The 22,822-nt window shown below is 66.9% G+C and carries 20 protein-coding genes and 1 tRNA gene; 13 read left to right on the forward strand and 8 right to left on the reverse strand.

Translation table 11 applies throughout. The annotated features are described in order from the left end of the window. Nucleotides 1–18 precede the first annotated feature (18 nt). On the forward strand, nt 19–990 hold the full coding sequence (gene msrP / locus LG3211_RS13555; protein WP_057943304.1) for a protein-methionine-sulfoxide reductase catalytic subunit MsrP: 972 nt from the start codon (nt 19–21) through the stop codon (nt 988–990). A gap of 82 nt (nt 991–1,072) precedes the next feature. Beyond that, complete coding sequence (msrQ, locus tag LG3211_RS13560) at nt 1,073–1,693, forward strand: protein-methionine-sulfoxide reductase heme-binding subunit MsrQ (RefSeq protein WP_057945479.1); 621 nt, start codon at nt 1,073–1,075, stop codon at nt 1,691–1,693. 83 nt (nt 1,694–1,776) lie between these two features. On the opposite strand, the gene LG3211_RS13565 is transcribed toward msrQ, so the two are convergent. After that, nucleotides 1,777–2,580: an FHA domain-containing protein gene (locus LG3211_RS13565; protein WP_057943305.1), complete on the reverse strand. Its 804-nt coding sequence runs from the start codon at nt 2,578–2,580 to the stop codon at nt 1,777–1,779. A 223-nt stretch (nt 2,581–2,803) separates the two neighbouring features. Here LG3211_RS13565 and LG3211_RS13570 point away from each other — a divergent pair, with 223 nt between their 5' ends. Beyond that, nucleotides 2,804–3,079, forward strand: coding sequence for a polyhydroxyalkanoic acid system family protein (locus LG3211_RS13570; protein WP_057943306.1), 276 nt, complete (start codon nt 2,804–2,806; stop codon nt 3,077–3,079). A gap of 9 nt (nt 3,080–3,088) precedes the next feature. Here LG3211_RS13570 and LG3211_RS13575 read toward each other — a convergent pair whose 3' ends face one another. Beyond that, nucleotides 3,089–3,811: a DUF8198 family protein gene (locus LG3211_RS13575; protein ID WP_057943307.1), complete on the reverse strand. Its 723-nt coding sequence runs from the start codon at nt 3,809–3,811 to the stop codon at nt 3,089–3,091. 255 nt (nt 3,812–4,066) lie between these two features. On the opposite strand from LG3211_RS13575, the gene LG3211_RS13580 reads away from it, so the two are divergent. From LG3211_RS13580 to LG3211_RS13590, 3 genes are all read left to right on the forward strand, one after another. After that, nucleotides 4,067–5,413, forward strand: a complete 1,347-nt coding sequence (locus LG3211_RS13580) for a patatin-like phospholipase family protein (protein ID WP_083512528.1) — start codon at nt 4,067–4,069, stop codon at nt 5,411–5,413. 826 nt (nt 5,414–6,239) lie between these two features. Continuing rightward, on the forward strand, nt 6,240–6,845 hold the full coding sequence (locus LG3211_RS13585; RefSeq protein WP_057945481.1) for a phasin family protein: 606 nt from the start codon (nt 6,240–6,242) through the stop codon (nt 6,843–6,845). A gap of 452 nt (nt 6,846–7,297) precedes the next feature. Next, the gene (locus LG3211_RS13590) at nt 7,298–8,377 is read left to right on the forward strand and encodes a restriction endonuclease (RefSeq protein WP_187313015.1); all 1,080 of its coding nucleotides are present in this window, start codon (nt 7,298–7,300) and stop codon (nt 8,375–8,377) included. 201 nt (nt 8,378–8,578) lie between these two features. Here LG3211_RS13590 and LG3211_RS13595 read toward each other — a convergent pair whose 3' ends face one another. Continuing rightward, nucleotides 8,579–10,567 carry an SDR family oxidoreductase gene (locus tag LG3211_RS13595; RefSeq protein WP_057943309.1) on the reverse strand — a complete coding sequence of 663 codons (1,989 nt, stop codon included), beginning with the start codon at nt 10,565–10,567 and terminating at the stop codon, nt 8,579–8,581. 138 nt (nt 10,568–10,705) lie between these two features. Between LG3211_RS13595 and LG3211_RS13600 the strand changes: the two genes are divergently transcribed. The 3 genes from LG3211_RS13600 (at nt 10,706) to LG3211_RS13610 (ending at nt 12,376) form a co-directional block, all read left to right on the forward strand. Next, entirely contained in the window at nt 10,706–10,999 is a 294-nt protein-coding gene (locus LG3211_RS13600) for an acyl-CoA-binding protein (protein WP_386793172.1), read from the forward strand. 38 nt (nt 11,000–11,037) lie between these two features. Continuing rightward, on the forward strand, nt 11,038–11,664 hold the full coding sequence (locus LG3211_RS13605) for a TetR/AcrR family transcriptional regulator (protein ID WP_057943311.1): 627 nt from the start codon (nt 11,038–11,040) through the stop codon (nt 11,662–11,664). A 118-nt stretch (nt 11,665–11,782) separates the two neighbouring features. Continuing rightward, nucleotides 11,783–12,376 (forward strand): dihydrofolate reductase family protein, encoded by a 594-nt coding sequence (locus LG3211_RS13610; RefSeq protein ID WP_057943312.1) that lies wholly within the window; start codon nt 11,783–11,785, stop codon nt 12,374–12,376. A 124-nt stretch (nt 12,377–12,500) separates the two neighbouring features. Here LG3211_RS13610 and LG3211_RS13615 read toward each other — a convergent pair whose 3' ends face one another. Continuing rightward, nucleotides 12,501–12,908 (reverse strand): hypothetical protein, encoded by a 408-nt coding sequence (locus tag LG3211_RS13615; protein WP_148648898.1) that lies wholly within the window; start codon nt 12,906–12,908, stop codon nt 12,501–12,503. Nucleotides 12,909–13,087: 179 nt separating this feature from the next. Between LG3211_RS13615 and LG3211_RS13620 the strand changes: the two genes are divergently transcribed. The 4 genes from LG3211_RS13620 to arsC all read left to right on the forward strand — a co-directional run bounded on the left by LG3211_RS13620 (nt 13,088) and on the right by arsC (nt 17,374). Further along, the gene (locus LG3211_RS13620) at nt 13,088–13,942 is read left to right on the forward strand and encodes a tetratricopeptide repeat protein (protein ID WP_057943314.1); all 855 of its coding nucleotides are present in this window, start codon (nt 13,088–13,090) and stop codon (nt 13,940–13,942) included. A gap of 248 nt (nt 13,943–14,190) precedes the next feature. After that, on the forward strand, nt 14,191–16,659 hold the full coding sequence (locus tag LG3211_RS13625) for a hypothetical protein (RefSeq protein WP_057943315.1): 2,469 nt from the start codon (nt 14,191–14,193) through the stop codon (nt 16,657–16,659). A 191-nt stretch (nt 16,660–16,850) separates the two neighbouring features. Further along, nucleotides 16,851–16,925: transfer RNA gene (locus tag LG3211_RS13630), tRNA-Val, on the forward strand. Between the two features lie 83 nt (nt 16,926–17,008). Beyond that, on the forward strand, nt 17,009–17,374 hold the full coding sequence (gene arsC / locus LG3211_RS13635; RefSeq protein ID WP_057943316.1) for an arsenate reductase (glutaredoxin): 366 nt from the start codon (nt 17,009–17,011) through the stop codon (nt 17,372–17,374). 133 nt (nt 17,375–17,507) lie between these two features. Here the strand turns inward: arsC and LG3211_RS13640 are convergent, their stop codons facing one another. The 4 genes from LG3211_RS13640 to LG3211_RS13655 all read right to left on the reverse strand — a co-directional run bounded on the left by LG3211_RS13640 (nt 17,508) and on the right by LG3211_RS13655 (nt 22,592). Beyond that, nucleotides 17,508–19,130 carry an FMN-binding glutamate synthase family protein gene (locus LG3211_RS13640; RefSeq protein WP_057943317.1) on the reverse strand — a complete coding sequence of 541 codons (1,623 nt, stop codon included), beginning with the start codon at nt 19,128–19,130 and terminating at the stop codon, nt 17,508–17,510. A 618-nt stretch (nt 19,131–19,748) separates the two neighbouring features. Then, nucleotides 19,749–21,038 (reverse strand): nucleotide sugar dehydrogenase, encoded by a 1,290-nt coding sequence (locus LG3211_RS13645; protein WP_057943318.1) that lies wholly within the window; start codon nt 21,036–21,038, stop codon nt 19,749–19,751. A gap of 142 nt (nt 21,039–21,180) precedes the next feature. Continuing rightward, a complete protein-coding gene (locus tag LG3211_RS13650; protein ID WP_057943319.1) occupies nt 21,181–21,528 on the reverse strand; it encodes a hypothetical protein in 348 nt (115 codons plus the stop codon). After that, entirely contained in the window at nt 21,525–22,592 is a 1,068-nt protein-coding gene (locus LG3211_RS13655; protein ID WP_187313016.1) for a diguanylate cyclase, read from the reverse strand. The genes LG3211_RS13650 and LG3211_RS13655 overlap by 4 nt, the downstream gene beginning before the upstream one ends. Nucleotides 22,593–22,822 lie beyond the last annotated feature (230 nt).

The following is a 22,822-nucleotide window of genomic DNA, read 5'->3' on the forward strand; positions in this document are numbered from 1 at the left end:
CGTCCCGGAGCCGTCCCCATGTCGTTGCGCGAAGCACTGAATATCCCCTCCTCGCAGATCACCGACGAGGCGGTCTACCGCGACCGGCGGCGCCTGCTGGCCGCCTTCGCCCTGAGCCCGGCGCTGGGCCTGTCGGGCTGCGCCGAAGCCGAAGCCCCGCCGCCGCCCAAGGCCGCGCCGCCCAGTCCGGAACAGATCAAGGCCGGCTTTCGCACCGACGAAGTCCAGACCAGCTACGCCGACGTCACCTCGTACAACAACTTCTACGAATTCGGCACCAACAAGGGCGACCCTTCGGCGGCCGACAAGACCCTGCGCACCAGTCCGTGGACGGTAGCGGTGGGCGGCGCTTGCGCCAAACCCGGCAAGCTTTCGCTGGAAGATCTGATCAAGGGCCTGGCCCCGCAGGAACGCGTGTACCGGCTGCGCTGCGTGGAAGGCTGGTCGATGGTGATCCCATGGCTTGGGGTGCCGCTGGCCGATGTGCTCAAGCGCTTCGAGCCGACCTCCAAGGCCAAGTACGTCGCCTTCACCACCCTGGCCGACCGCAAGCAGATGCCGGGCATCGCCTATCCCTCGATCAACTGGCCTTACCGCGAGGGTCTGCGCATCGACGAGGCCATGCATCCGCTGACCCTGCTGGCGACCGGCCTGTACGGCAAGCCGCTGCCGCAGCAGAACGGCGCGCCGCTGCGGCTGGTGGTGCCGTGGAAGTACGGCTTCAAGAGCATCAAGTCGATCATCGCCATCAGCTTCGTCGAGCACCGGCCGCTGACCAGCTGGAACGACCTGCAATCCAACGAATACGGGTTCTTCTCCAACGTCAATCCGGCGGTCGATCACCCGCGCTGGAGCCAGAAGACCGAACGCCGCATCGCCGGCACCGGCAGCAAGCTGTTCGCCGACCGCATCCCGACCCGGTTGTTCAACGGCTATGGCGAGCAGGTATCCAGCCTGTACGCCGGCATGAACCTGCGGACCTGGTTCTGAGATGACGGCCGATTCCGCGGCTCATCCGCCGGCCGCCGCGTCCGCGTCGCGGCCGGCGCACAAACGCAGGACGCCCCGGGGCGTGATTGCGGCCAAGATCGTCGTGCATGCGCTCGCGCTGACCCCGGCGGCGATCCTGGCCTGGCAGATCCGCGAGGAATTCCTGACCGGCAGCGGCGGCTTGGGCGCCGACCCGATCGCCGCGATCGAGCACCGGCTGGGCCTGTGGGCGCTGCGATTGCTGATGATCGCGCTGGCGGTGACGCCGCTGCGTCAGCTGACCGGGCAAGCGGCGCTGCTGCGTTTCCGGCGCCTGCTGGGGCTGTATGCGTTCTTCTACGCCAGCCTGCATCTGGCGGCGTATCTGATCCTGGATCTGAAGGGATACTGGACGCAGATCTTCGAGGAGATCGCCAAGCGGCCGTACATCACCGTGGGTTTCCTGGCCTGGCTGCTGCTGATTCCGCTGGCGCTGACTTCGACCCAGGGAATGATGCGCCGGCTGGGGCGTTTGTGGGGACGGCTGCATCAGCTGGTCTATGTCATCGCCGTGCTGGCGGTGCTGCATTTCTGGTGGCTGGTGAAGTCCGATATCCGCGAGCCGGCGTTGTACGCGGCGATCCTGGCGGTGCTGCTGGGCTGGCGGGTGTGGCGCAGGTTCGCCGAGGCCAGGGCGCGGGCCAGGCAGACGGCGGCGCGCTGAGCATCGCCAAACATCACGAAGCCGCCAGATCTCTTGCGGGAGGGTTCAGCCCCCGACAACCCGCCGCGACGCGACTCAGCCGCTCAGCGCACGCCGTACAGCAGCAACAGCCCCAGCAAGCCGGCCATCACCACCGCCGCCAGCAACAGCCACGGCATGCGCCGCACCGACGACGGCAAGGCCGACGGCGGCGACGGCCGGGGTTCGTTCGCGGCCGCTTCCTGCGCCAGTTGCGCCTGCAAGGCCTCGGCCGCGCTGAACTGGCGGCTCGGCGCTTCGATCACGAAGCGGTGCTGGCCGTCGAGCAACAACTGGTCGCCGGGCTTGAGCAAGGCATGCCGCACCGGCTGGCCGTTGACCACGCTGCCGTCCACCGACCCCACATCGCGCAGGACCACGCCGTCGGCGTGCGCCTCCAGGCGCGCGTGACGATCGGCGAAGGCCGGCTCGTTGATGCGGATGTCGCAATCGCCGGCGCGGCCGATCACCTTGGGCTGATCCAGGGTGTAGCAGCGGCCGTGATGGATGCCGCCGACGCCGCGCACGACCATGCGCGAATCGGCCGGAATCTCCACGCCGAACGGCGGCGCGGCTTCGGGCTTGTCGGCCACCAGCAGCAATTCCACGCCGTCGAGGAAAATCGCGTCGCCCGCGCGCAGCATCGCCATGCGTTTGACCGGACGGCCGTTGACGTGCAGACCGCGCAGGCCTTCGCGCACCTGCAGCCAGACGCCGCGGCGGTCCACGGTCAGTTGCGCGATCGCCGCGCCCGCGTCCTCGACCAGGACGGTGCGGCCGGCCGCGTCGCGGCCGATGGCATGTACGCCCGGCTTCAGTGCCAGGTCGCCATGTTCGCGGTTGGGGTATCGAAGTTTGAGGGCGCTCACTCGACAGGAATCTAGCAGGTTGTGTAAACGGGCACACCCAGGATGCTGGCTTCGGCGGATGAATGAACTCTATGGCACATGGCGGACTGAGGGGCCAGGAACGAGTCCAGAGGAGTGAGTACAGTGCTTTGACTCACTCCTCACTCCTGCGAACTCGTTCCTGGCTCCTCGCTCCCGGCCGCAGGCCTTGGCACAATAGCCGGCTCCAGGGAGAACCCAGACCATGTCCAGTATCGATATCCGCCACCCGCACACGCTGGCTCCGGCCAAGGCCCGCAAGGCCGTCGAGGAAGTCGCGCAAAAGCTCGCCGAGCGTTTCGACGTCGAGTACGGCTGGGAAGACGACATCCTGAATTTTTCCCGCAGCGGCGTGGACGGCAAGATCGCGCTCAAGCCCAATCAACTGCACGTGACCGCGCAGCTCGGGTTCCTGCTGGGCGCGCTGAAGGGGCCGATCGAATCGGAAATCCGCCGGGTCCTGGAAGAACGCTTCAAGTAAGCTCCGCGCTCAGGCCAGTCCCGGAAACGGGTCGGCGTCCTCGTCGAACAAGCGCTGCGCCACCTCGCGCTCGTCCTGCTCGATCTCGGCGATGAACTCGCGCACATCGCCCAGTTGCGCGAACGCGGCGAAACCGCGTTCCAGGAATCCCTGCAGCTCCGACAGCCCCGCCGCCTTGGCCGGGCCGCGCGAGAGCTTGAGCAGGGTCATCACCCCCGGCATCCGCAGCGCCTTGCCCAGGCCCAGGCCGACCCGCGAGATCAGCTGGATCTGATGCTCGCGCAGGCGCGGCAGCCCGCAGGCGCGGTAGGCCTGGGCGTACAGCGCCCCATCGAGCTTGCGCCGGCGCGGGGCGATCTCGTGCAGCCATTGGCTCATGCGCAGATCGAAGGCCTGGGTCAGCACGCCCAGCTCGATCGCGTCGGCGACCGTGGACAGCAAGGCGCCCGGCAGCAGCTTCTGCATCATCGGCAGGACCTTGGCGATGTCGGCGTCGCGGCGGCTGAAGTCGCGGTCGTTGTAGACGTCGCTGAGAAAGAACTGCGCCGCCGGACGCCGGCGCGGATCGCGCAGGAAGCGGTCGAAACTGGCCTCCAGCCGCCGCGCCTGCCATTGGCGCAGCTCCGGAAGCCAGCGCAACTGGTTGCGCGGTTCGCGCCGCGGATCGTGCAGGGCCTGGTGGCGGGCCAGCAGGCAGCCCAGTCGTCGGCTGAGGTCGGTCGTCCTGGACATCGGGAGGGATGATCGCGGCGGCGGCGGCCGGCTGCAAGGCGTGCGGGCCTCAGGCATCGTCGCCTCGGAGCGGAAAGCACCGGGCCTGAAGCCCCGCCACAAAAGCTGAGCGCCCTGTCGAGCGGGAGGGCCTTGAGCCTCCTGGCTTTCGCCTGCCTGTCGCCGCCGCCTGCGACCTTGGTACAGGTCTGCTGGACGCCTCGCCCGGCTGGGCTACACTCGGCCGAATTCCGCCAAGGCCGTGCCGCCGATCACATGCTGTCACTTCACTCCGCCCGGAATCGGGCGAGCCGCAAACAGTCGGCCAACGGCACCCGCCCCTCCGCATCCAAGCCTGCGACGAAATCCGCGTCCGACGGCGCCAAGCCGAAGATCGGCCTGGCCATCGCCGGCGGCGGCCCGATCGGCGGCATGTACGAGCTGGGCGCTCTGCGCGCGCTCGACGAGGCGATCGAAGGCCTCGACCTGACCCGGCTGGACTGCTACGTCGGCGTCAGCAGCGGCGCCTTCCTCGCCGCCGGTCTGGCCAATCGCATGGACACCGCCGAGATGTGCCGGATCTTCGTCACCGGCGACAGCGCCGACGTCGAATTCCGCCCCGAGACCTTCATGCGCCCGGCGTTCCTGGAATACGTCAAGCGCGCGGCGAGCTTTCCGCGCCTGGCCGCCGAATGGTGGCGCGAGCTGTTGTTCTCGCCGCTGGAAGCGCGCTGGTCGGACCTGATCACCCGTTTCGGCGGCCTGATCCCCAACGGCCTGTTCGACAACGCCCAGGTCGAGCTGTTCCTGCGCGAAGTGTTCACCCGGCGCGGCCGCAGCAACGATTTCCGCGAACTCGACGCAGAGCTGTACGTGGTCGCTGTCGATATCGACAGCGGCGACGCGGTGCGTTTCGGCGGCGACAACTGGAAGGACGTGCCGATCTCGCAGGCGGTCCAGGCCAGCGCCGCGCTGCCGGGCCTGTACCCGCCGGTGCAGATCCGCGGCCGTCACTTCGTCGATGGCGCGCTGCGCCGGACCATGCACGCCTCGGTCGTGCTCGAACGCGGCGTGGACCTGCTGATCGGCATCAATCCGCTGGTGCCGTTCAACCACAACCACGGCGTGCCGGTGGCCGAGGACAACAGCCTGGCCGCGGGCGGCCTGCCGGCGGTGCTGTCGCAGACCTTCCGCACCCTGCTGCAATCGCGCATGCAGGTCGGGCTGGCGCGCTACGCCCAGCAATACCCCGATATCGACCAACTGGTGTTCGAGCCCAACGCCGAAGACCGCGAGTTGTTCTTCACCAACGCCTTCAGCTTCTCGGCGCGCAAGCGCATCTGCGAGATCGCCTACCGCAACACCCTGGCCGACCTGCGCCTGCGCCGGGACACGCTGGCGCCGATGCTGGCCGCGCACGGCCTGCGCCTGCGCGAGGACGTGCTGGCCGATACCGAGCGCTCCATCCTCGACGGCATCGGCAAGCCGCAGCGCGATACCGAGACCACGGCGCGGCTGCGGCGGGCGCTGGATGATGTGGATCATCTGGTGGCCAAGGCGCCGAAGGCGTCGCCGTCGCGGGCCGGGAAGCGGGCGGTTCGCAAGCGGCAACAAGTGGGGTGAGGGTGGTTGGCGTCGGCCAGACTGACTACTTGGGCGACACCGAACATCCGGAGACTTCAGCGCCATATCTCCAGTCCGTCATTCCCGCGAACGCAGGCTCCGCTTTACTTCGGCGAAGCCGGACATCCAGGGCCTTTCGTGCGAGAACGTCTGAAGCCACTCAACTCCCACTTTCACGGACTCTGCCCTGTCTCGGCGAAGCCGACCTCGCAGAGACTTCAGCGCCATCTCTCCGGTCCGTCATTCCCGCGAACGCGGGCTCCGCTTTACTTCGGCGAAGCCGAACATCCAGGGCCGTTCGTGCGAGAACGCCTGAAGTCGCCCGACTCCCGCTTTCACAGACGCGGTTCTACTTCGGCGAAGCCGAACCCCCAGAAGCTTCAACGCCATCTCCCCAGGCCGTCATTCCCGCGAACGCGGGAATCCAGTGACTTCAAACGTTCTCGCACGAAAAGCCCTGGATGTTCGGCTTCGCCGAAGTAAAGCGGAGCCCGCGTCCGCGGGAATGACGGGCAAGGGTGACTTTCGTCGCTTCTGAAATGGGGTACTGACGCCGCGAATTGCTGATTCAACGCGGTCGCTTCGAGCGACTTTCATCGCAGCTGGATTGGACCCCTTGCGCCGCGATCTGCTGATTCAACGCCGTCGCTTCTAGTGACTTTCGTCGCGGCTGGATTGGGGTCCTGACGCCGCGATTTGCTGATTCAACGCCGGACAAACGGTTTGCGCGCTTGGATGTTTGGGCGTACTCCAAGTGTTGGTGTGAATACTCTAGACAGCAAGCCCATCTTGGGGGCACAGCACTAACCCCAATCACAGGATGTCCATGGCCGCCAAGTTCAAGAAGACCGCGAAGAAGTCCGCCGGCAAGACCCAAAACGCCGGCAAGGGCAGCGCGCAGGAGCAGGCCGAGCGCCTGTCCAAGACGTTGAGCGAATCCGCGCAGCAGATCTGGCTGGCCGGCGTCGGCGCGTTCGGTCGCGCTCAGGCCGAGGGCACCAAGCTGTTCGAAGGTCTGGTCAAGGAAGGTCTGAACCTGGAACAGACCGCGCGCAAGTTCACCGGCGGTCAGGCCAGCGTGTTGCGCGATGCGGTCGAGTCCAAGGTCGGCCAGGCGCGCGAGCGCGCGACCGATACCTGGGATCGCCTCGAAAAGGTGTTCGAAGAACGCGTGCAGCGCGCGCTGGTCAAGCTCGGCGTGCCGGGCCGCGACGATCTGGCCGGCCTGAGCGAGCGCGTCGATGCCCTGACCGCCGAGCTGCGCCGCCAAGGTGGCGCGCCGGCCGCGCGCAAGGCTTCCGCCAAGGCCGCCAAGCCTGCCGCCGCGGCGCGCAAGCCGAAGGCCGCCAAGGCCGCGGCGAAGAAGCCGGCCAAGGCCGCCAAGGCACCGCGCAAGTCGATCGCCCGTCCCAAGCCGCCGGTCGCGCCGTAAGCGGCCGCTCGCCGATACAAGATTCGTAGTACCTGTCGTACACACCCGGTTCGATCGCGCGGCCATCCATCGCCGCGCACTGTTTAAGCCCGCCAGTCCGCGCTTCCGTATGCTCCCCTCCCCTTACGGTTTCGGACTGGCGGGCTTTCTTATTTCCCGGCCTCAGGGCGCCATGCCCTGCACGGTTCTTGCGCCGTCGCGCACGCTTAGACCACTGCGCATCTAGCGCACTTTGTGGCTTACAGACACTCCAAATACGTTCCTCCGGCACTGTTCGTGCCAGCATGCAGTTGCCGTTCACAGCCCCGTCCGTGGGACGTTGGAAGAGCAACGGCTGATGAAAGACACAACGATTCCGAGAAATTGGTCTCATTTTTCGTGAATTTCATGTATCTGAAGCCGTATATCCTCAGCGTCTTTTATGGGCCTAGCGCTGCATGTCGAGTTTCTCCTTGTGGGCTGCCGCCGCCGTCACCCTGACGATCGGTCTGGCGTCCACCGCCTACCTTTGGTCCTATCGCCGCCATCGCACTGAGGTCTCCACCGGTATCGCCGGTCTGGCCAAGATGCGCTGGCGCGAATTCGCGCGCCTGATCGTCGAGGCTCTGCGCGAGCGCGGGTTCGAGGCGGAGTCGGTGGAGGAATCCCTCGCCCGCGGCACTCAGGCCGAGCTGCGCCTGCTGCGCGCCGGCAAGCCGTGGCTGCTGTCGTGCAAGCTCGGCGACGCCGATTACAAGGTCTCGGCCGCGACCGTAGCCGAGTTGGCGGATGCGGTGCGCTTCAACGGCGCCGCCGGCGGTCTGCTGGTCACCACGGGGCGCTTCGACGGCCATTCCGAGCGCGTCTCCGACGGGCTGGATCTGTACAGCGGCGAGACGCTGTGGGAGCTGGTCGAGCCGTTGCTGCCGGCCTCTACTCGCCACGAGGTCATCGCCGCGGCGCAGAAGCGCAGTATCCAGACGATCGTCGCGGCCTGGGCCGGGGCGATCGTGTTGGGGTTGATCGTGGGTTTCGTGGTGCCGCATTTGCTTCCAAGCGCTCCGCCTGCGGCTGCTCCGGCGACCGAGACGGCCGCTGCCGCGGCGCCTGCGGCGCAGGGCGGCGGGGATGTCGCGCCGGTGCCGGCGGATGCGCCGCCCGCGGCTGCGATGCCGCCTGTGGACGCGACGCCTGCGCCTGCTGCTGATGATGCGGCCGCTCCCGCCGACGATCAGGCTGCCGATGTTCAACCGGCGGTACCGGCTCGCCCTCTGGCGGCTGCGCCGGCGGCTTCGGGCACTACGGCTAATCCTGCGGCCGATCGCGCTTATGTGATTCGCGCTATCGCGGGGTTGAACGGGGTCGAGCGGGCGTTGTGGTCTACGCCTTCCAATTTGCTGATCTATCGTCTTACCGAAGCGGGCAAGCAGGATATCGACAGCATCTGCGAGGTGTTGGATCGGTATCCGGAGTTGCGGTCTTCTCGGGTGCAGTTGCAGCCGCCGCCTGGCAGTACTACTCGGGTGCGGTTCTTTCAGTGTCGCGCTTATTGATCGCGGGGACGCGCTAGGCGCTTCACGCAAGATCGAACGCTATAAGCAGATCGAACGCTAGCTAAAAAAGAACCGGATTGCCCGGCTCTTAGGGTGTCCTTCGGTCTCGCGAGTTAATAGCTACGCCGGGCCAAAGCTTTGCTACAGCTAAAAAAAGAGCCGGGATTACCGGCTCTTTTTTGTTTGTCCGCCGACGGCGGTTTACCAGTGCACGCCGCGCATCAGTGAGGCGAAGGCGATTTGTTCGTTGCTGGCGTGTTCGTCCTTGAGGCCCTTTCTGTCGCCCTTGGCGGCGGCGGAATCGGGGAACAGTTCGAAGGCGGTGCTCATGACCACTTCGTAGGCCTTCGGCGCCAGGGCGTTGACCACCGAGGCGAAGATGCCCAGGCGGGTGGCGATGCGGCTCGGGCGTTCGATGATGCCCTTGACCACCAGGTCGGCGGCTTCGTCGGGGGTCAGGGTCGGCACGCTGTCGTACATCTTGGTCGGCGCGATCATCGGGGTCTTCACCAGCGGCATGTTGATGGTGGTGAAGCTGATGCCCTTGCCCGACAACTCGCCCTGGGCGCAGCGGCTCCATGCGTCCAGCGCCGCCTTCGAGGCGACGTAGGCCGAGAACCGCGGCGAATTGGCCAGCACGCCGATCGAGGAGATGTTGATGATGTGGCCCTTGCGGCGCTCGGTCATCTTCGGCATGAAGCCCATGATCAGGCGCAGGCTGCCGAAATAATTGAGCTGCATGGTGCGTTCGAAATCGTGGAAGCGATCGTAGCTGAGCTCGATCGAACGCCGGATCGAACGGCCGGCGTTGTTGACCAGGATATCGACGTGGCCGTGATCGGCCAGCACCTGCTTGACCAGGCGGTCGCAATCGGCCATGTCGGCCAAGTCGGCGGTGTAGGCGAATACCTTGCCGCCCAACGCCTTCATCTCGTCGCGGGCCTTGAACAATTCGGCCTCGCCGCGCGCGACGATCACCGTCACCGCGCCGGCCGCGGCGACCTTCTCCGCGGTCGCAAGGCCGATGCCCGAGGAACCGCCGGTGATCACCACGACCTTGTTGCGGACCTTCCCCTTGAGGGTGCGATCGACGAACAGGTCCGGGTCCAGATGCCGTTCCCAGTAGTCCCACAGCCGCCAGGCGTAGCTGTCCAGGTTCGGGACCTTGATCCCGCTGCCGCGCAGCGCGCGCTCGGTCTCGCGATTGTCGAACCGGGTCGGATAGGTGATGAACTTCATCACTTCCTTCGGGATCTTGAAGTCGCGCAGCAGCATGCCGATGAAACGCTTGACCGGCGGCAGGTTGGTCACCGCGCCGCGGATGCCGGCCGGCACGAAGGCGAACATGCGCGCGTCGATGCGCATGGTCATCTCCGGCGTATGGCCGGCGCGGGCGAAGGTGTTGAGCACCTCGCCGACGCGCTGCGGCTCCGGATCGGTCAAATGGAAGCAGTGGCCGTCGAGCTTGGGCTTGTGCGCGATGTGGTCCATCGCATCGACCACGTAGTCCACCGGGATGATGTTGATGCGGCCGCCTTCCAGGCCCAGCATCGGCATCCACGGCGGCAGCATCTCGCGCAGCTTCTTGAGGAAGGTGAAGAAGTAGTACGGGCCGTCGATCTTGTCCATCTCGCCGGTCTGCGAATGGCCGACCACCATGCCCGGGCGATAGATGCGCCACTTGACCCGCTTTTCGTTGCGGACCAGGCCTTCGGAATCGTGTTTGGTGCGCAGGTACGGATCGTCCAGGCCTTCGGCCTCGTCGAACATGTCCTCGCGGAACACGCCCGAATACAGGCCGGCGGCGGCGATCGAACTGGTGTGGTGGAAGCAGCCGGCGGCGATGGCCGCGGCCAGGTCCAGCGCGTGCTGGGTGCCGTCGATGTTGGCCACGCGCTGGGCCTGCGCGCTGGCGGTAAGGTCGTAGATCGCGGCCAGATGGAAGAAATGCTTGATCTTGCCGTTCAACGCGCGCAGTTGCGCGGCGGTGAGGCCGCACTTGGGCTGGGTCATGTCGCCCGCGACCGGGATCACACGTTTGAGATCCCAGCCCATCTTCTTGGCGGTGGCATCGAATTTCTTTTGCGAATCCTTGCGCACCAGCACGTGGATCGTGCCCTTGCGTTTGAGCAAGTTGCTGACGAGAAAGCGACCGATGAAACCCGTCGCGCCGGTGACGAAATAGCTCATACCCCTCTCCTGGATGGCCCCGATCGGCCGCCGCTGCGGCGGCATGACGCTACGGTGCCAGAGCCTGAGCGCAGTAACAATTCTTTTCCGTATTGACCGCGCCGCTCCGTATTGACCGCCTGGGGAGCGCGTGCTGTTATGCCGCTTCACCCTGGTGCCCAGGAGAGGCCGCCCGTGTCCGACATCCAGTCCGCGTTCGAACAAGCCGCAAAAGACGTCCAAGCCCTGCCCGACCGTCCGGATAACGACACCCTGCTGCGCCTGTACGCGCTGTACAAGCAAGGCGCCGAAGGCGACGTCAACGGGCCCAAGCCTGGGTTCTTCGATTTCGTCGGCACCGCCAAGTACGAGGCCTGGGAAAAGCTCAAGGGCACCGCGCAGGACGAGGCGAAGAAGAAATACGTCGATCTGGTCAAGAAACTGCGCGGCTGACGCCGCGCCCGCCCCGTCCCTCTTACCTAGGCAGCCCGATGGCGAAACAGACCCGCCAGCGCATCCTCGATGCTGCGTTGACCATGTTCAACGCGCAGGGCGAGCCCAACGTCACCACCAACCATATCGCCGACGAGCTGGAGATCAGCCCGGGCAATCTGTACTACCACTTCCGCAACAAGGACGACATCATCGAGCAGTTGTTCGCGCGCTTCGAGGAGCGCATGGACGCCGCGCTCGCCGCGCCCCAGGGGCGCCTGCCCGGACTCGAGGACATCTGGCTGCAGTTGCACCTGGTGTTCGAATGCATCTGGGACTACCGCTTCCTGTACCGCGATCTGGTCGAGATCCTCAGCCGCAACCGCCGCCTGCGCCTGCGCTTCGCGCGCATCCTCAAGCGCGCCGATGAACAGGCGCATCTGGTCATGCGGGGTTTGTCGCAGGCCGGAGTCATGCGGGCTTCCGGGGATGAATTGGCCGCGACCGCGACCAATGTGCTGGTCATCGCGACCTTCTGGCTCAACTACGCCGCCGCGCGCGGCGACAAGGACGAACACGCGGCGATCCGCGACGGCATCGTCCAGGTGATGATGCTGCTCTCGCCGTTCCTTCGCGATGCCGAACGGCTGCATCTGAATACGCTGATCCGGGCTTATCTGGACTGATCGGGCCCGGCCGCTTCGGCCAGTACAGTTGTCACTGACCCGCGCCCGCGTCCGGGCGCACACTGCCGCGGCCGCGACGGCGCGCCGCCGTCGCTCCCTGCCCCGCGGAGCCGCCCCCATGCGCAAGCTGACCTTGCAGATGCAGATGTCCGTCGATGGCAGCGTCGCCGCCGAGCGCGACGGCTGGCAACTGTGGGGCTTCGACTGGCGCGGCCCCTGGGCCTGGGACGCGGCCTTGAAGCAGCGCTTCAACGCCACCTTGGACCGCATCGACGGTCTGGTGCTGAGCCGGCCGATGGCCGAGGAAGGCTTCATCGACCATTGGACGGCCGCCGCCGCGCATCATCCGGACGACCGCGATTTCGACTTCACGCGCAAGATCCTCGCCCTGGACAAGATCGTGATCAGCGACAAGATCGAACAGCCGTGCTGGCCGCGCACACGCATCGCCGGCGGCGGCCTGGCGCGGGAAGTGAACGCGCTCAAGGCCCAGCCCGGCAAGGGGCTGATCTGCTACGGCGGCGTCGGTTTCGCCTCGGCGCTGACCGCGGCCGGGCTGGTGGATGAATTCGAGTTCTATCTCAATCCCGCCGCGGCCGGCGCGGGTCGCTCGCTGTTTCCGCAGGACGGGCTGGCGCTGAGCCTGCTGGATTCGCAGGCCTACGAGTGCGGGATGATCGTCAACCGCTATCGGCCGCGCGATCGCGGCTGAGCTTCGACCGGCACCCTGGCCGGCGACGAACGAAGGGCGCCATCGCGGCGCCCTTCGATGTTTCTTTCGATGTTCCGGCCTGATCCGCGGCGATCGCATCGCCGGGACCGTGGCCGCGCCGCGATCAGGCCTTGCGGCTGCGGCGCGCGGCCGGCTTGCGCGCGGTGCGGCGCGAAACCGGCTTCTTCGCCGCCGGCTTGCGCGACTTGCGCTGGGTGCGGGGTTTGCCGCTCTTCAGGCCCAACTTGTCCAGCACCGGGGCCAGACGCGCCTCGACCTCGGCGCTGAACTTGATGACCTTGGGTTCGACCTGATCGCGCACGTTCTCGATCCCGCCGCGCACGTTGCTGCGCGCGTCGGAGGCCAGATCGCGCACGCGCTGTTGCAGCGCCTCGACCCGACCGGCCGCGCGGCCGGCGCCGGCGAGCGCTTCGCGGCGCGCGATCACGGCCAGACCCAGACCGGCCAGCCACAGGTGACGCAGCGTGGTTTCGTTCGCTGCCACCGGCTTCTTGCGTTTCACAGCTGCCATCGTTTGCTCCGCCGACCGCCCGGAATGGGCGGTTCCACCAGCGCACTGTGGCCGCGCCCCATCGAGCAATCACACTAGCCGCTTCAGTTTGCGCACAGCCTGCGCGCTGCCTCTTGCCAGCGCCCCCGCCGCGGCGGGATGCTGCCCTCCCGATCCGATCCGTTCGACAAGGACTGCAGATGGCCGCCAAATCCGCCTGGGCCGCTTTTCCTCACGATGCCAAGGGCTACGCCTACGCCGGCGACGCTCTCAAGAAAGCCTGGCCCAAGCTGCACGCCGGCGATGCCGAACCGTATCCCGACGCCAAGCGCGCGACCGCGCTGATCAAGGCCGCCGGCAAGGCCGCGCCGAAGGGCCTGGACGCCGATGCGCTCGCCGCGGCGCTGCAGGACGCGTGGCGCGCATTCCATCGCGGCGATTTCAAGGCCGCCTTCGACGCCGGCCAGGCGCTCGGCCCGGTCGGCGCCAGCGTCGCGGTAAAAGCTCTGGGAATTCATGCGACTTACCTGGTCGATGACGAAGCCGAACAGCTCAAGCGCTACGAGCAGGCGGCCAAGATCGCCGAGACCGCGGTCGCGGCGCTGCCCGACGAGGTCAACAGCCATTATCGCCACGCCTTCGCGCTGGGCCGCTACAGCCAGGGCCTGAGCATCGCCAAGGCGCTCAAGGCCGGCATCGCCGGCAAGGTGCGCGCCGCGCTCGACACCACGCTGCAGCTCGAACCCAAGCACGCCGAAGCGCACACGGCAATGGCGCTGTATCACGCCGAGATCATCAACAAGATCGGCGGCATGATCGGCGGCCTCACCTACGGCGCGAAAGCCGCCGATGCCGACAAGCACATCAAGGCCGCGCTCAAGCTCACGCCCGACTCGCCGATCGCGCATATCGAACACGGCAACGTGCTGATCCTGCTGCACGGCGACAAGCAGGAAGACGCGGCCGCGGCGGCGTACGAAAAAGCCGCCAAGCTCAAGCCGCTCGATGCGATGGAGGCCTTGGACGCCAACTACGCGAAGGAACAGTTGGAATAGGCGGATTGAAATCCATGGGCTTGCGCTAATCCGCGCGCGGCGGGCGAATCGCGATCGCTGCGATTCGCCCGCCCGGCTCCGGCGAGATCGGGTGCGCACGCTCGCGAGCCTGAACAAAAGACAGCGCTGTCATCGCTACGTGATGCGCATCACGTGCGTGTTCGTGTTTCAGGGGTTTTCCCCAGATGTGCCGCGATACCTCCCCCGGGCACCGTCGTTACATCGACCTGCCCCCACAGGAGCTGCTCATGGCCATCGATGCCGCCTCGCGCGTCGCGCCGACGTACTTGCCGCAGATGCAATTCAACGCGGTCGAAACACCGCCGATCCGCAAATCCAACGGCCCCACCAGCGGGCCGGGCCACGAACCTTATCGCGGCAAGCCCGACCCGGTCGCCGAGGGCCGACGCATTCACGATCGCGTGACCGAAGGCGGTTACCAGATGGTCGCTCGCGACGCCCAGATCACCTACGACGACATCCGCTCCGTCGACGTCCCCGGCGAAGTGCAGCCCGGCTACACCCGTTTCATCACCAAGGACGGCGCCAAGCACGTCGTCGCCGAAATCGGCAATCCCTCGATCTTCGCCGCCGCCGAACAGAAATACCTCGATGTCGGCGCGGCCACGATCGATCTCACTCGCGGCAAGGCCGACCTGCCGCCGAAGAAAGACACCGATGCGTTTTCGCTCAAGACCGACATCGAAAGCGGCGACGAGAAACTCACCATCGGCCAGGCCGCATACAAAGGCCTGGTAGACCAGTACAAGAAGGACGACCTGGAGCCCGACAGCGACCAGGCCAGGCTGGTGCGATTGCTGGAAGCGCGCGACGCGGTCAGCAACGGCAAGTTCATCAAGCCGACCTACGAAGACTTCAAACCCTGGACCGGCACCAAGACCGAGGTCGAAAGCCTGACCCAGCTCGAACCGGCCGACATGAAGGAGATCTTCGACAGCGCCGCGATCAACCGCGAAATCGAATACCTCATGCGGCGCGAGCCGATCGCGAAGGACTTCGCCGCCAAGCTCGACGAAGCGGTCAAGGCCGTGCCCGAGGCCGATCGCAAGGCGATGGCCGACAAACTCGCCAAGGTGGTCGAAAGCGCCGACTACGTCGATGAAATCTCCAAGCTGCCGTCCTGGGACGCGCCACGCGCGCGCGCCGACGTCGAGGACGCGATCAGCCAGTTGTCGCTGCTCGATCCCGACCGCGCCCGCAGCGCCGGGCAAAAGTTCACCGCCAACGCGCTGGCGAAGGATTTCGACAGCGCCTTCGCCGACCCGACCAAGGTCGATGACGAGGCCCTGGGCGGCGGCGTCGCCGACGTGCTGGAAACGGTCAAGGGCACGCTCGACACCGTCACCGGCCTGCCGGGCGAGATCGGCGAACAGATCGACAGTTTGCTCGGCAAGGACGGCGCCGATGCGCGCGTGGACGCGGGCAAGGTCGCGGCCGAACTGCGCGCCAACGGTTACAAGCCCGAGGACATCGACAAAGCGTTCTCCAAGGTCGATTTCGCCAGCGGCGACAAGGATTCGATCCGTAAACTGTTCGATCAGTTCGACTCGCAGGGCCTGCTGCCGGCGATCTCCGGCGCCTTCGGCCTGGCCGGCGCGGTGCATTCGCTGAGCACCGGCGAGTTCGGCACGGCCGAGGAAAACCTCGCCGTGGCCGGCGGTCTGATCAGTTTCGTCGGTTCACTGCCCGATGCGGCCAAGGTGTTGCCGAACTTGGCCGGCATCGACGCCTCGGCGCTGACCCTGCTCGGCGTCGACGGCAAGACCCAGGACGCGATCGGAGTCGGTTCGGCCGAGCCCAACAGCATCGTCAGCAAGGTCGGCGAACGCGTCGCCGCGACCGATGTGCCGGAGCCGACCGGGGTGGACAAGGCGGACGAGATCACCAAGGGCTTCGGCGGTCTGATCTCCGGCAACGGAGCCGGCGCCGATGCCTCGCGTCTGAGCCGCTCGGCCACTGCGGCGGTCGATGTGGTGTCGAAGTTCACCGGCGTGGCCGGCGGCGTGCTCGACGTCGTCACCGGCGGCATGTCGGTCGAGCAGGCCTTCGGCGAGGACGGCAGTCCCGGCGATCGCGCCGAGGCGGTGCTGAGCCTGATCTCCGGTTCCAGCGAACTGGCCTCGGCCGGCGCCAACGCGCTCAGCACCTTCACCAGCGCGGCGCAGGGCGGACAGGCCAGCACCGCATCGCGGGTGCTGACGACGCTGTCGCGCGGCCTGTCGGCGGTGGGCGTGGCGGCCGGCGTGGTCGGCCTGCTGATCGGCACCTGGGTGCAGAGCGCCAAGGACAAGAGTTTCGTCAAGGACCAGTACGAGTGGTTCAAGAACCTGGCCGGGGACGGCATCGCCCGGCCGGACTGGAATCTCAAGTACGACTATGCGGTGACCACGCTGGCCGAGTTCCGCAATGCCGGCGGCAAGAACGACGTGATCGCCGATTTGAGCCACGAGGATTGGGGCGGCCGGCAGGCGCCGGGCGACCGCAGCATCTTCGATTTCCATCGCGAGGAGTTCGCGCATTTCCGCGAACAGTGGGAGAAGGACCGCGGCGCCGAAAGCTACGCGCCCTTCCTCGACCCGGCCAAGCGCGAAGCCGATTTCAAGCGCGAGAAGGACCACATGGACGAGGTCAAGGCCTATCGAGAGGCCCACCCGACCCATTTCGACGGATACAACGACTGGGTGCTGGATCTTTGAGGCGGGCGGTGGGCGGCGGCGCGGGCGCGGGCAACCCCGCGCGCAGCGGTCGCGGCCCCGCGGCGCGGACGCTCGACGCAGCCGCGCTGACGGGGCCTATCCGCGCCGATCGCCGTTTTTTCCGGGCGATCGCAAGCAAGGCTTGCCTGTTGCGTTTGGGCCCATTAGAATTTGCGGCCCGATTCAACATCGGGCGGTTAGCTCAGCGGTAGAGCATCGCCTTCACACGGCGAGGGTCGCAGGTTCGAACCCTGCACCGCCCACCAGTTAGACGAAAAGGCCGGCGAAAGCCGGCTTTTTTCGTTTCCGCGGCGAGCGCCAGCGACCTGCCGCGCGCCGGAATCCAGCCATGAACGACGCCCACATCGCCCCGACCCGGCTGTATCACAACCCGCGCTGCTCCAAGTCGCGCGGCGCCCTGGAGCTGTTGCGCGAGCGCGGCCTGGAGCCGGCCATCGTCGCCTATCTCGAATCGCCGCCGGATGCGGCCGAACTGCGCGCCTTGCTCAAACTGCTGGGCGTTCAGGCGCGCGCGCTGCTGCGCAGCGGCGAGGACGAATATGCCGCCCTGGGGCTGGATGAGGCCTCGCTCGACGAAGCGGCCTTGATCGCGGCGATGGTCGCGCATCCGCGCCTGATCGAGCGACCGGTCTTCGTGCATGGCGGACGCGCGGTGATCGGGCGGCCGCCGGAGCGGGTGCTCGAACTGCTCTAGTCAGCAGGCGAGCTGATCGAAAAGCATCGGGGCTGAAGCCCTCCCACAAAAGACTTCGCGGCTGCGCGGCAGGCCGGGCCTGAGCGAAGTTCCGTGCCCGAAACGAATCTACTTCAGCGCCATCGGCGCGCGATCAGAACGACTTGCTGCTGCGCATCGCCAGCACCCGATCCGGCGCCCGGAACGAATCGCTGCGCGCGCCGGCCCAGAACGACTGGAACACCGCGTGCGCCGGAATCTTGCCGATCAGTTCGCCGGGAGTGAGGAAGTTGTACAGCGCGCCGAGCGAGCGCACCTCGGTCGGCGAGACCCGGCGCAGGATGTGCTCGGGGCCGATCTCGCTCGGATGGGTCAGCCCGGCTGCGCACAGCAGATCGCGCAGCGCCTTGAGCGTGTTGTCGTGGAAGTGGAACACGCGCGTGGACTTGTCCGGCACGTCGAGCTTGCCCCAGCGGCTCGGGTCCTGCGTCGCCACGCCGGTCGGGCAGCGGTCGGTATGGCAGCTCTGCGCCTGGATGCAGCCCAGCGCGAACATGTAGCCGCGCGCGGCGTTGCACCAGTCCGCGCCCATCGCCAGGGTGCGGCAGATGTCGAAGGCGCTGGTGATGCGCCCGGCCGCGCCGATGCGGATCTTGTCGCGCAGCTCCAGTCCGACCAGGGTGTTGTGCACCAGCATCAGCGCCTCGTGCATCGGCACGCCGACGTGATCGATGAATTCCGCCGGCGCCGCGCCGGTGCCGCCCTCGGCGCCATCGACGACGATGAAATCCGGCAACACTCCGGTTTCCTGCATCGCCTTGGCGATGCCGAACCATTCCCAGGGATGGCCGATGGCGAGCTTGAATCCGGTCGGCTTGCCGCCCGACAGCTCGCGCAATCTGGCGACGAAATGCAGCAGCCCCTGCGGCGAATCGAAGGCGGTGTGCGCGGCCGGCGACACGCAGTCCTGGCCCATCGGCACGCCGCGCGTGACGGAGATTTCCGCGCTGACCTTGGCCGCCGGCAGCACGCCGCCGTGACCGGGCTTGGCGCCTTGCGAGAGCTTGATCTCGATCATCTTGACCTGCTCGTCGCGCGCATTGGCGAGGAAGCGCTCCTCGCTGAACATGCCGCGCTCATCGCGGCAGCCGAAGTAGCCCGAGCCGATTTCCCAGACCAGATCGCCGCCGTTCTCGCGGTGGTACGGCGAAATCGAGCCCTCGCCGGTGTCGTGATAGAAGTTGCCGAGCTTGGCGCCCTTGTTGAGCGCGCGGATCGCATTGGCCGACAGCGAGCCGAAACTCATCGCGGAAATATTGAACACGCTGGCCGAATACGGATGCGCGGTGTTCTCGCCGATGGTGATGCGGAAATCGTGCGCGACGTGCGAGGTCGGCGCCAACGAATGGTTGATCCATTCGTAGTCCAGGCTGTAGACGTCCTGCTGGCTGCCGAACGGGCGCACGTCGTTGACCGACTTGGAGCGCTGATAGACCAGCGCGCGCTGCTGGCGCGAGAACGGCACCTCGGCGGTATCGGCCTCGATGAAGTACTGGCGCATCTCCGGGCCGATCGACTCCAGCCCGTAGCGGAAATGCGCGAGCACCGGGTAGTTGCGCCGCAGCGTGCTGCGGGTCTGCAGCAGGTCCAGCGTGCCCAGGATCGCCACCGCGCCGAAACCGGCCACGCCCCACAGCCAGTCGCTGTGATGCGCGAACACCAGCACCGCCGAAATCAGGGTCAGGATCAGACTTGCAACGTAAGCGGCATAGCGCATGGCGATCGGATGGGTTCACGAGCTGAGGCCGAGCATACCCTCGGGCGCGTGGATTGGCTGTACGGCGGCGGGCGGGAGGTGGGGGGGGCTCTGCGAGGCTGAGAGGCTGCGGGGAACTGCGGTGCTGCCGCAGTGCTGCTGCGGACCTGGTGCGGACCTGGTGCGGAACTAGTGCGGAGCTGCCGCTGAGCTGCCGAGGAGCTGCTCACCATTACGCAGGTGCACGACCACGCCGACACCACCTACCGTCATTCCCGCGAACGCGGGAATCCAGGGCCTTTCGTGCGAGAACGTTTGAAGTCTCTGGATTCCCGCGTTCGCGGGAATGACGGTCTGGAGAGATGGCGCTGAAGTCTTTGGATTCCCGCCTTCGCGGGAATGACGGACTGAAAGGATTGCGCTGAAGTCTTGGGATTCCCGCGTTCGCGGGATGACGGACTGGAAGGATTGCGCTGAAGTCTCTGGATGTTCGGCTTCGCCGAAGTAAAGCGGAGCCCGCCTTCGCGGGAATGACGGTCTTCGGGGTGCGCGCTGAAGGCGCGCAGTGCGCGGCTTCTACGGCAAGCCCAGCCTGCATCCACGGCAATGACGGCCCGGAAGACCGCCCTCGTCCCATCCCTACAACCGCGCATCCACCTCATCGCGCGGATACAGACTCTTGATGTCGTACAACAAGGCGCCGGGCTTGCCGTAGGCGCGCGCGCCGGCGGCGCCGAGGGTGCGGAATTCTTCGTGCGCCACCGCCAGCACGATCGCGTCGTAGACGCCGGCTTCGGGCCGCTCGACCATGTCCACCCCGTACTCGCGCCGCGCTTCCTCGGCATGCGCCCACGGGTCGTGGATCTCGACCTGGGCGCGGTATTCGCCGAACTCGCGCGCCAGATCGATCACCCGGGTATTGCGCAGGTCGGCGCAGTTTTCCTTGAAGGTGATGCCCAGGATCAGAATCCGCGAACCGGCCAGAGCGATGCCGCGCTGGATCATGCGCTTGACCACTTCGGCGGCGACATGGCTGCCCATCGAGTCGTTGATGCGACGGCACGCCAGCAGGATGTCGGGGTAGTAACCGGCGCTCTGCGCTTTCTGGATCAGGTAGTACGGGTCCACGCCGATGCAGTGGCCGCCGACCAGCCCGGGCCGGAACGGCAGGAAATTCCACTTGCTGCCGGCTGCTTCCAACACCTCGGTGGTGTCGATGCCGAGCTTCTGGAAGATCAGCGCGAACTCGTTGATCAAGGCGATGTTGGCATCGCGCTGCGTGTTCTCGATGACCTTGGCCGCTTCGGCCACGCGCAGGCTGGAGGCCTTGTGGGTGCCGGCCGGAATGATGCTGCGGTACAGGGCATCGACCCGGTCGGCGGTTTCCGGGGTCGAGCCGGAAGTGACCTTGGGAATGTCCACCAGGCGGCGCTGGCGATCGCCCGGGTTGATCCGCTCCGGGCTGTAGCCGACGAAGAAATCCTCGTTGCAGCGCAAGCCCGAGCTGCGTTCGAGTTCGGGAATGCAGATTTCCTCGGTCGCGCCGGGGTAGACGGTGGATTCGTAAATCACCGTGTCGCCGCGCTTGAGCAACCCGGCCAGGGCCCGGCTGGCCTGGATCAGCGGATTGAAGTCCGGGCGCTTGTGTTCGTCGATCGGCGTGGGCACGGTGATCACGTACACCTCGCGATCGGCCAGGTCTTCCAGGCTGGCGCTGAAACGCAGCCGGACCGCGGCGGCGATCTCCTCGGCGCTGTTCTCGCGATGATGATCCTCGCCGACGCTGAGCTGCGCCACGCGCACGGCATTGATGTCGTAACCGACGGTGTCGTAGCGCTTGCCGAACTCCAGCGCCAGCGGCAGGCCGACATAGCCCAGCCCGATCACGCCGATGCGCGCTTGCGCGAAACTGCTTTCGTACTGCGCCATGCCCTGCCCTGATGTCGGGAGCGGGCGCCGGGGCGGCCCGGACCACCGGTGCGGGGATTCTAGAGAGCGGCGTCGCGCGCTGGCAAATACCGGCGGCGCAGTTCGCATATCGGCGCCCGGCCGCGGCCTGGCGAGCGCGGTTTCAGCCGGGCCCGGGCATGACATCGGCTGGCGCTTGCTCCAGCAGGCCGAACGGCGCGGCGACCGCGAGGAAATGCCGCTGCGCCGCGCCGCCGTTGGTCTGCAGGGCGACGATACGATCGTCGCGGTAGTCGATCAGGATCGCGCTGCCGTCGGCGCTGCATTCCCAGATCGACAGGCCGCCGGCCGGATTGAGGTAATGCCACTGGCCGCCCTCTTCCGACACGCTGTCCCAGATCGCGTCCGACACCGCCTGCCGCGCGGCGAAGCGCTCCCAACCGCCCTCGGGCGCCCATGAGGTCCACGGCGGCGCGGGTTCGCCGCTGGCATCGAGCGTGCGCCCGCTCATTCGGCCGCCACCGCGACCGCGTTGCGGCCCAGTTGCTTGGCCCGGTACAAGGCGGCGTCGGCATGGCGCATCCACATCGCCGCGCTGATGGTTTTCGGCCCCGTCGGGGCCACGCCGATGCTGACCGTGCAGCGCAGCGCCGGCGCCTCCTCGAAGCGCGCGTCCTCGATGCTCTTGCGCACGCGCTCGGCGATCGCCGCCGCGTCTTCGCGTCCGGTGTCCATGAGGATCAGCGCGAATTCGTCGCCACCGATGCGACTGGCGGTGTCGGTCATGCGGGTGATGGCGTGCAAGCTGTCGGCGACCCGGCGCAGCACGGCATCGCCGATCAGATGGCCGTGGTAGTCGTTGATTTCCTTGAACCGGTCCACGTCGATCAGGACCAGCGCGGCGTCCTTGCCGGCGCGCGCGCAGTGGGTCATGGTCGCGGTCGCCGAGTCGTCCCAATGCAGGCGGTTCTGCAGGCCGGTCAACGGATCGGTGCGGCTGATGTGGGCCAGTTGCTTGTTCTGCCGCACCACCTTGCGCGCCAGCCCGTAGGCCGCGCTGCTGATCGCCAGCGGATAGACCAGCATGAAAGGCAGGCTGGACAGGATCACCGGCATCGAGCTGTCGGGCGAGAACGGAAAGCCGAGGATCGCCCACACGCTCAGGCAGGTCGCGGCCTGGGTCAGCCCGGTGCGGGCGAAGAAGCGCCAGCCGCCGACGCCGATCTTGTCCGCCGACAGCATCACCGCGAGCAAGGCGCTGGGCACCACGTCGAACTGCATGACCGCGATCCAGACGCCGCCCATCGCCGAATCGATGACCAGATTGCGGTACTCGGCGTATTCCGGATCGCCGCTGCGCGAGGCCAGCAGATAGGCCAACGGCGGCCACAGATAACCGTTGACGGACAGGATCGCCCATAGCCACCACGGCGCGCCGTCCTCGTACAGCACGCCGGCGACGGCGAAGAATCCGCAGCCCAGGCCCAGCGTCCGCATCTGATAGATACGGCGCACGAAGCGCAGGTGTTCGCTGGCGCTGGCCGGGTCCAACGGGCGGTCGGTGGTTGCCGTCACGCACACTCCCCGCGGACTGTCGAGGCAGGCGCCGCAAGGATTTGCGGCGGGTTGTGCATACCCTGCGCGAGCCCAGGCCGTTGCGCAAGCGCCGCACTTGGCCGCAGCCCGGGCAACGCCGGCTGCGATGGGATCGCAATCGCGCACGCACTGCACCCGAGCGCATCGGCGCGGCCTTTCCCGCGCCGAAAAGCACAGCGCAAGCGCAATGTGCCTGCGCGCCGGAACGG

This window comes from Lysobacter gummosus (assembly GCF_001442805.1).
GTDB lineage: Bacteria > Pseudomonadota > Gammaproteobacteria > Xanthomonadales > Xanthomonadaceae > Lysobacter > Lysobacter gummosus.

Excerpts from the sequence above, each read along its gene's own strand:
- LG3211_RS13620 (WP_057943314.1), top strand. The coding sequence starts at position 13,088 with ATGGCCGCCAAATCCGCCTGGGCCGCTTTTCCTCACGATGCCAAGGGC.
- LG3211_RS13570 (WP_057943306.1), top strand. The coding sequence starts at position 2,804 with ATGTCCAGTATCGATATCCGCCACCCGCACACGCTGGCTCCGGCCAAG.
- LG3211_RS13600 (WP_386793172.1), top strand. The coding sequence starts at position 10,706 with ATGCCGCTTCACCCTGGTGCCCAGGAGAGGCCGCCCGTGTCCGACATC.
- LG3211_RS13650 (WP_057943319.1), bottom strand. The coding sequence starts at position 21,528 with ATGAGCGGGCGCACGCTCGATGCCAGCGGCGAACCCGCGCCGCCGTGG.
- LG3211_RS13610 (WP_057943312.1), top strand. The coding sequence starts at position 11,783 with ATGCGCAAGCTGACCTTGCAGATGCAGATGTCCGTCGATGGCAGCGTC.
- LG3211_RS13585 (WP_057945481.1), top strand. The coding sequence starts at position 6,240 with ATGGCCGCCAAGTTCAAGAAGACCGCGAAGAAGTCCGCCGGCAAGACC.
- LG3211_RS13580 (WP_083512528.1), top strand. The coding sequence starts at position 4,067 with ATGCTGTCACTTCACTCCGCCCGGAATCGGGCGAGCCGCAAACAGTCG.
- arsC (WP_057943316.1), top strand. The coding sequence starts at position 17,009 with ATGAACGACGCCCACATCGCCCCGACCCGGCTGTATCACAACCCGCGC.
- LG3211_RS13595 (WP_057943309.1), bottom strand. The coding sequence starts at position 10,567 with ATGAGCTATTTCGTCACCGGCGCGACGGGTTTCATCGGTCGCTTTCTC.
- LG3211_RS13640 (WP_057943317.1), bottom strand. The coding sequence starts at position 19,130 with ATGCGCTATGCCGCTTACGTTGCAAGTCTGATCCTGACCCTGATTTCG.
- LG3211_RS13605 (WP_057943311.1), top strand. The coding sequence starts at position 11,038 with ATGGCGAAACAGACCCGCCAGCGCATCCTCGATGCTGCGTTGACCATG.
- msrP (WP_057943304.1), top strand. The coding sequence starts at position 19 with ATGTCGTTGCGCGAAGCACTGAATATCCCCTCCTCGCAGATCACCGAC.
- LG3211_RS13615 (WP_148648898.1), bottom strand. The coding sequence starts at position 12,908 with ATGGCAGCTGTGAAACGCAAGAAGCCGGTGGCAGCGAACGAAACCACG.
- LG3211_RS13575 (WP_057943307.1), bottom strand. The coding sequence starts at position 3,811 with ATGTCCAGGACGACCGACCTCAGCCGACGACTGGGCTGCCTGCTGGCC.
- LG3211_RS13625 (WP_057943315.1), top strand. The coding sequence starts at position 14,191 with ATGGCCATCGATGCCGCCTCGCGCGTCGCGCCGACGTACTTGCCGCAG.
- LG3211_RS13645 (WP_057943318.1), bottom strand. The coding sequence starts at position 21,038 with ATGGCGCAGTACGAAAGCAGTTTCGCGCAAGCGCGCATCGGCGTGATC.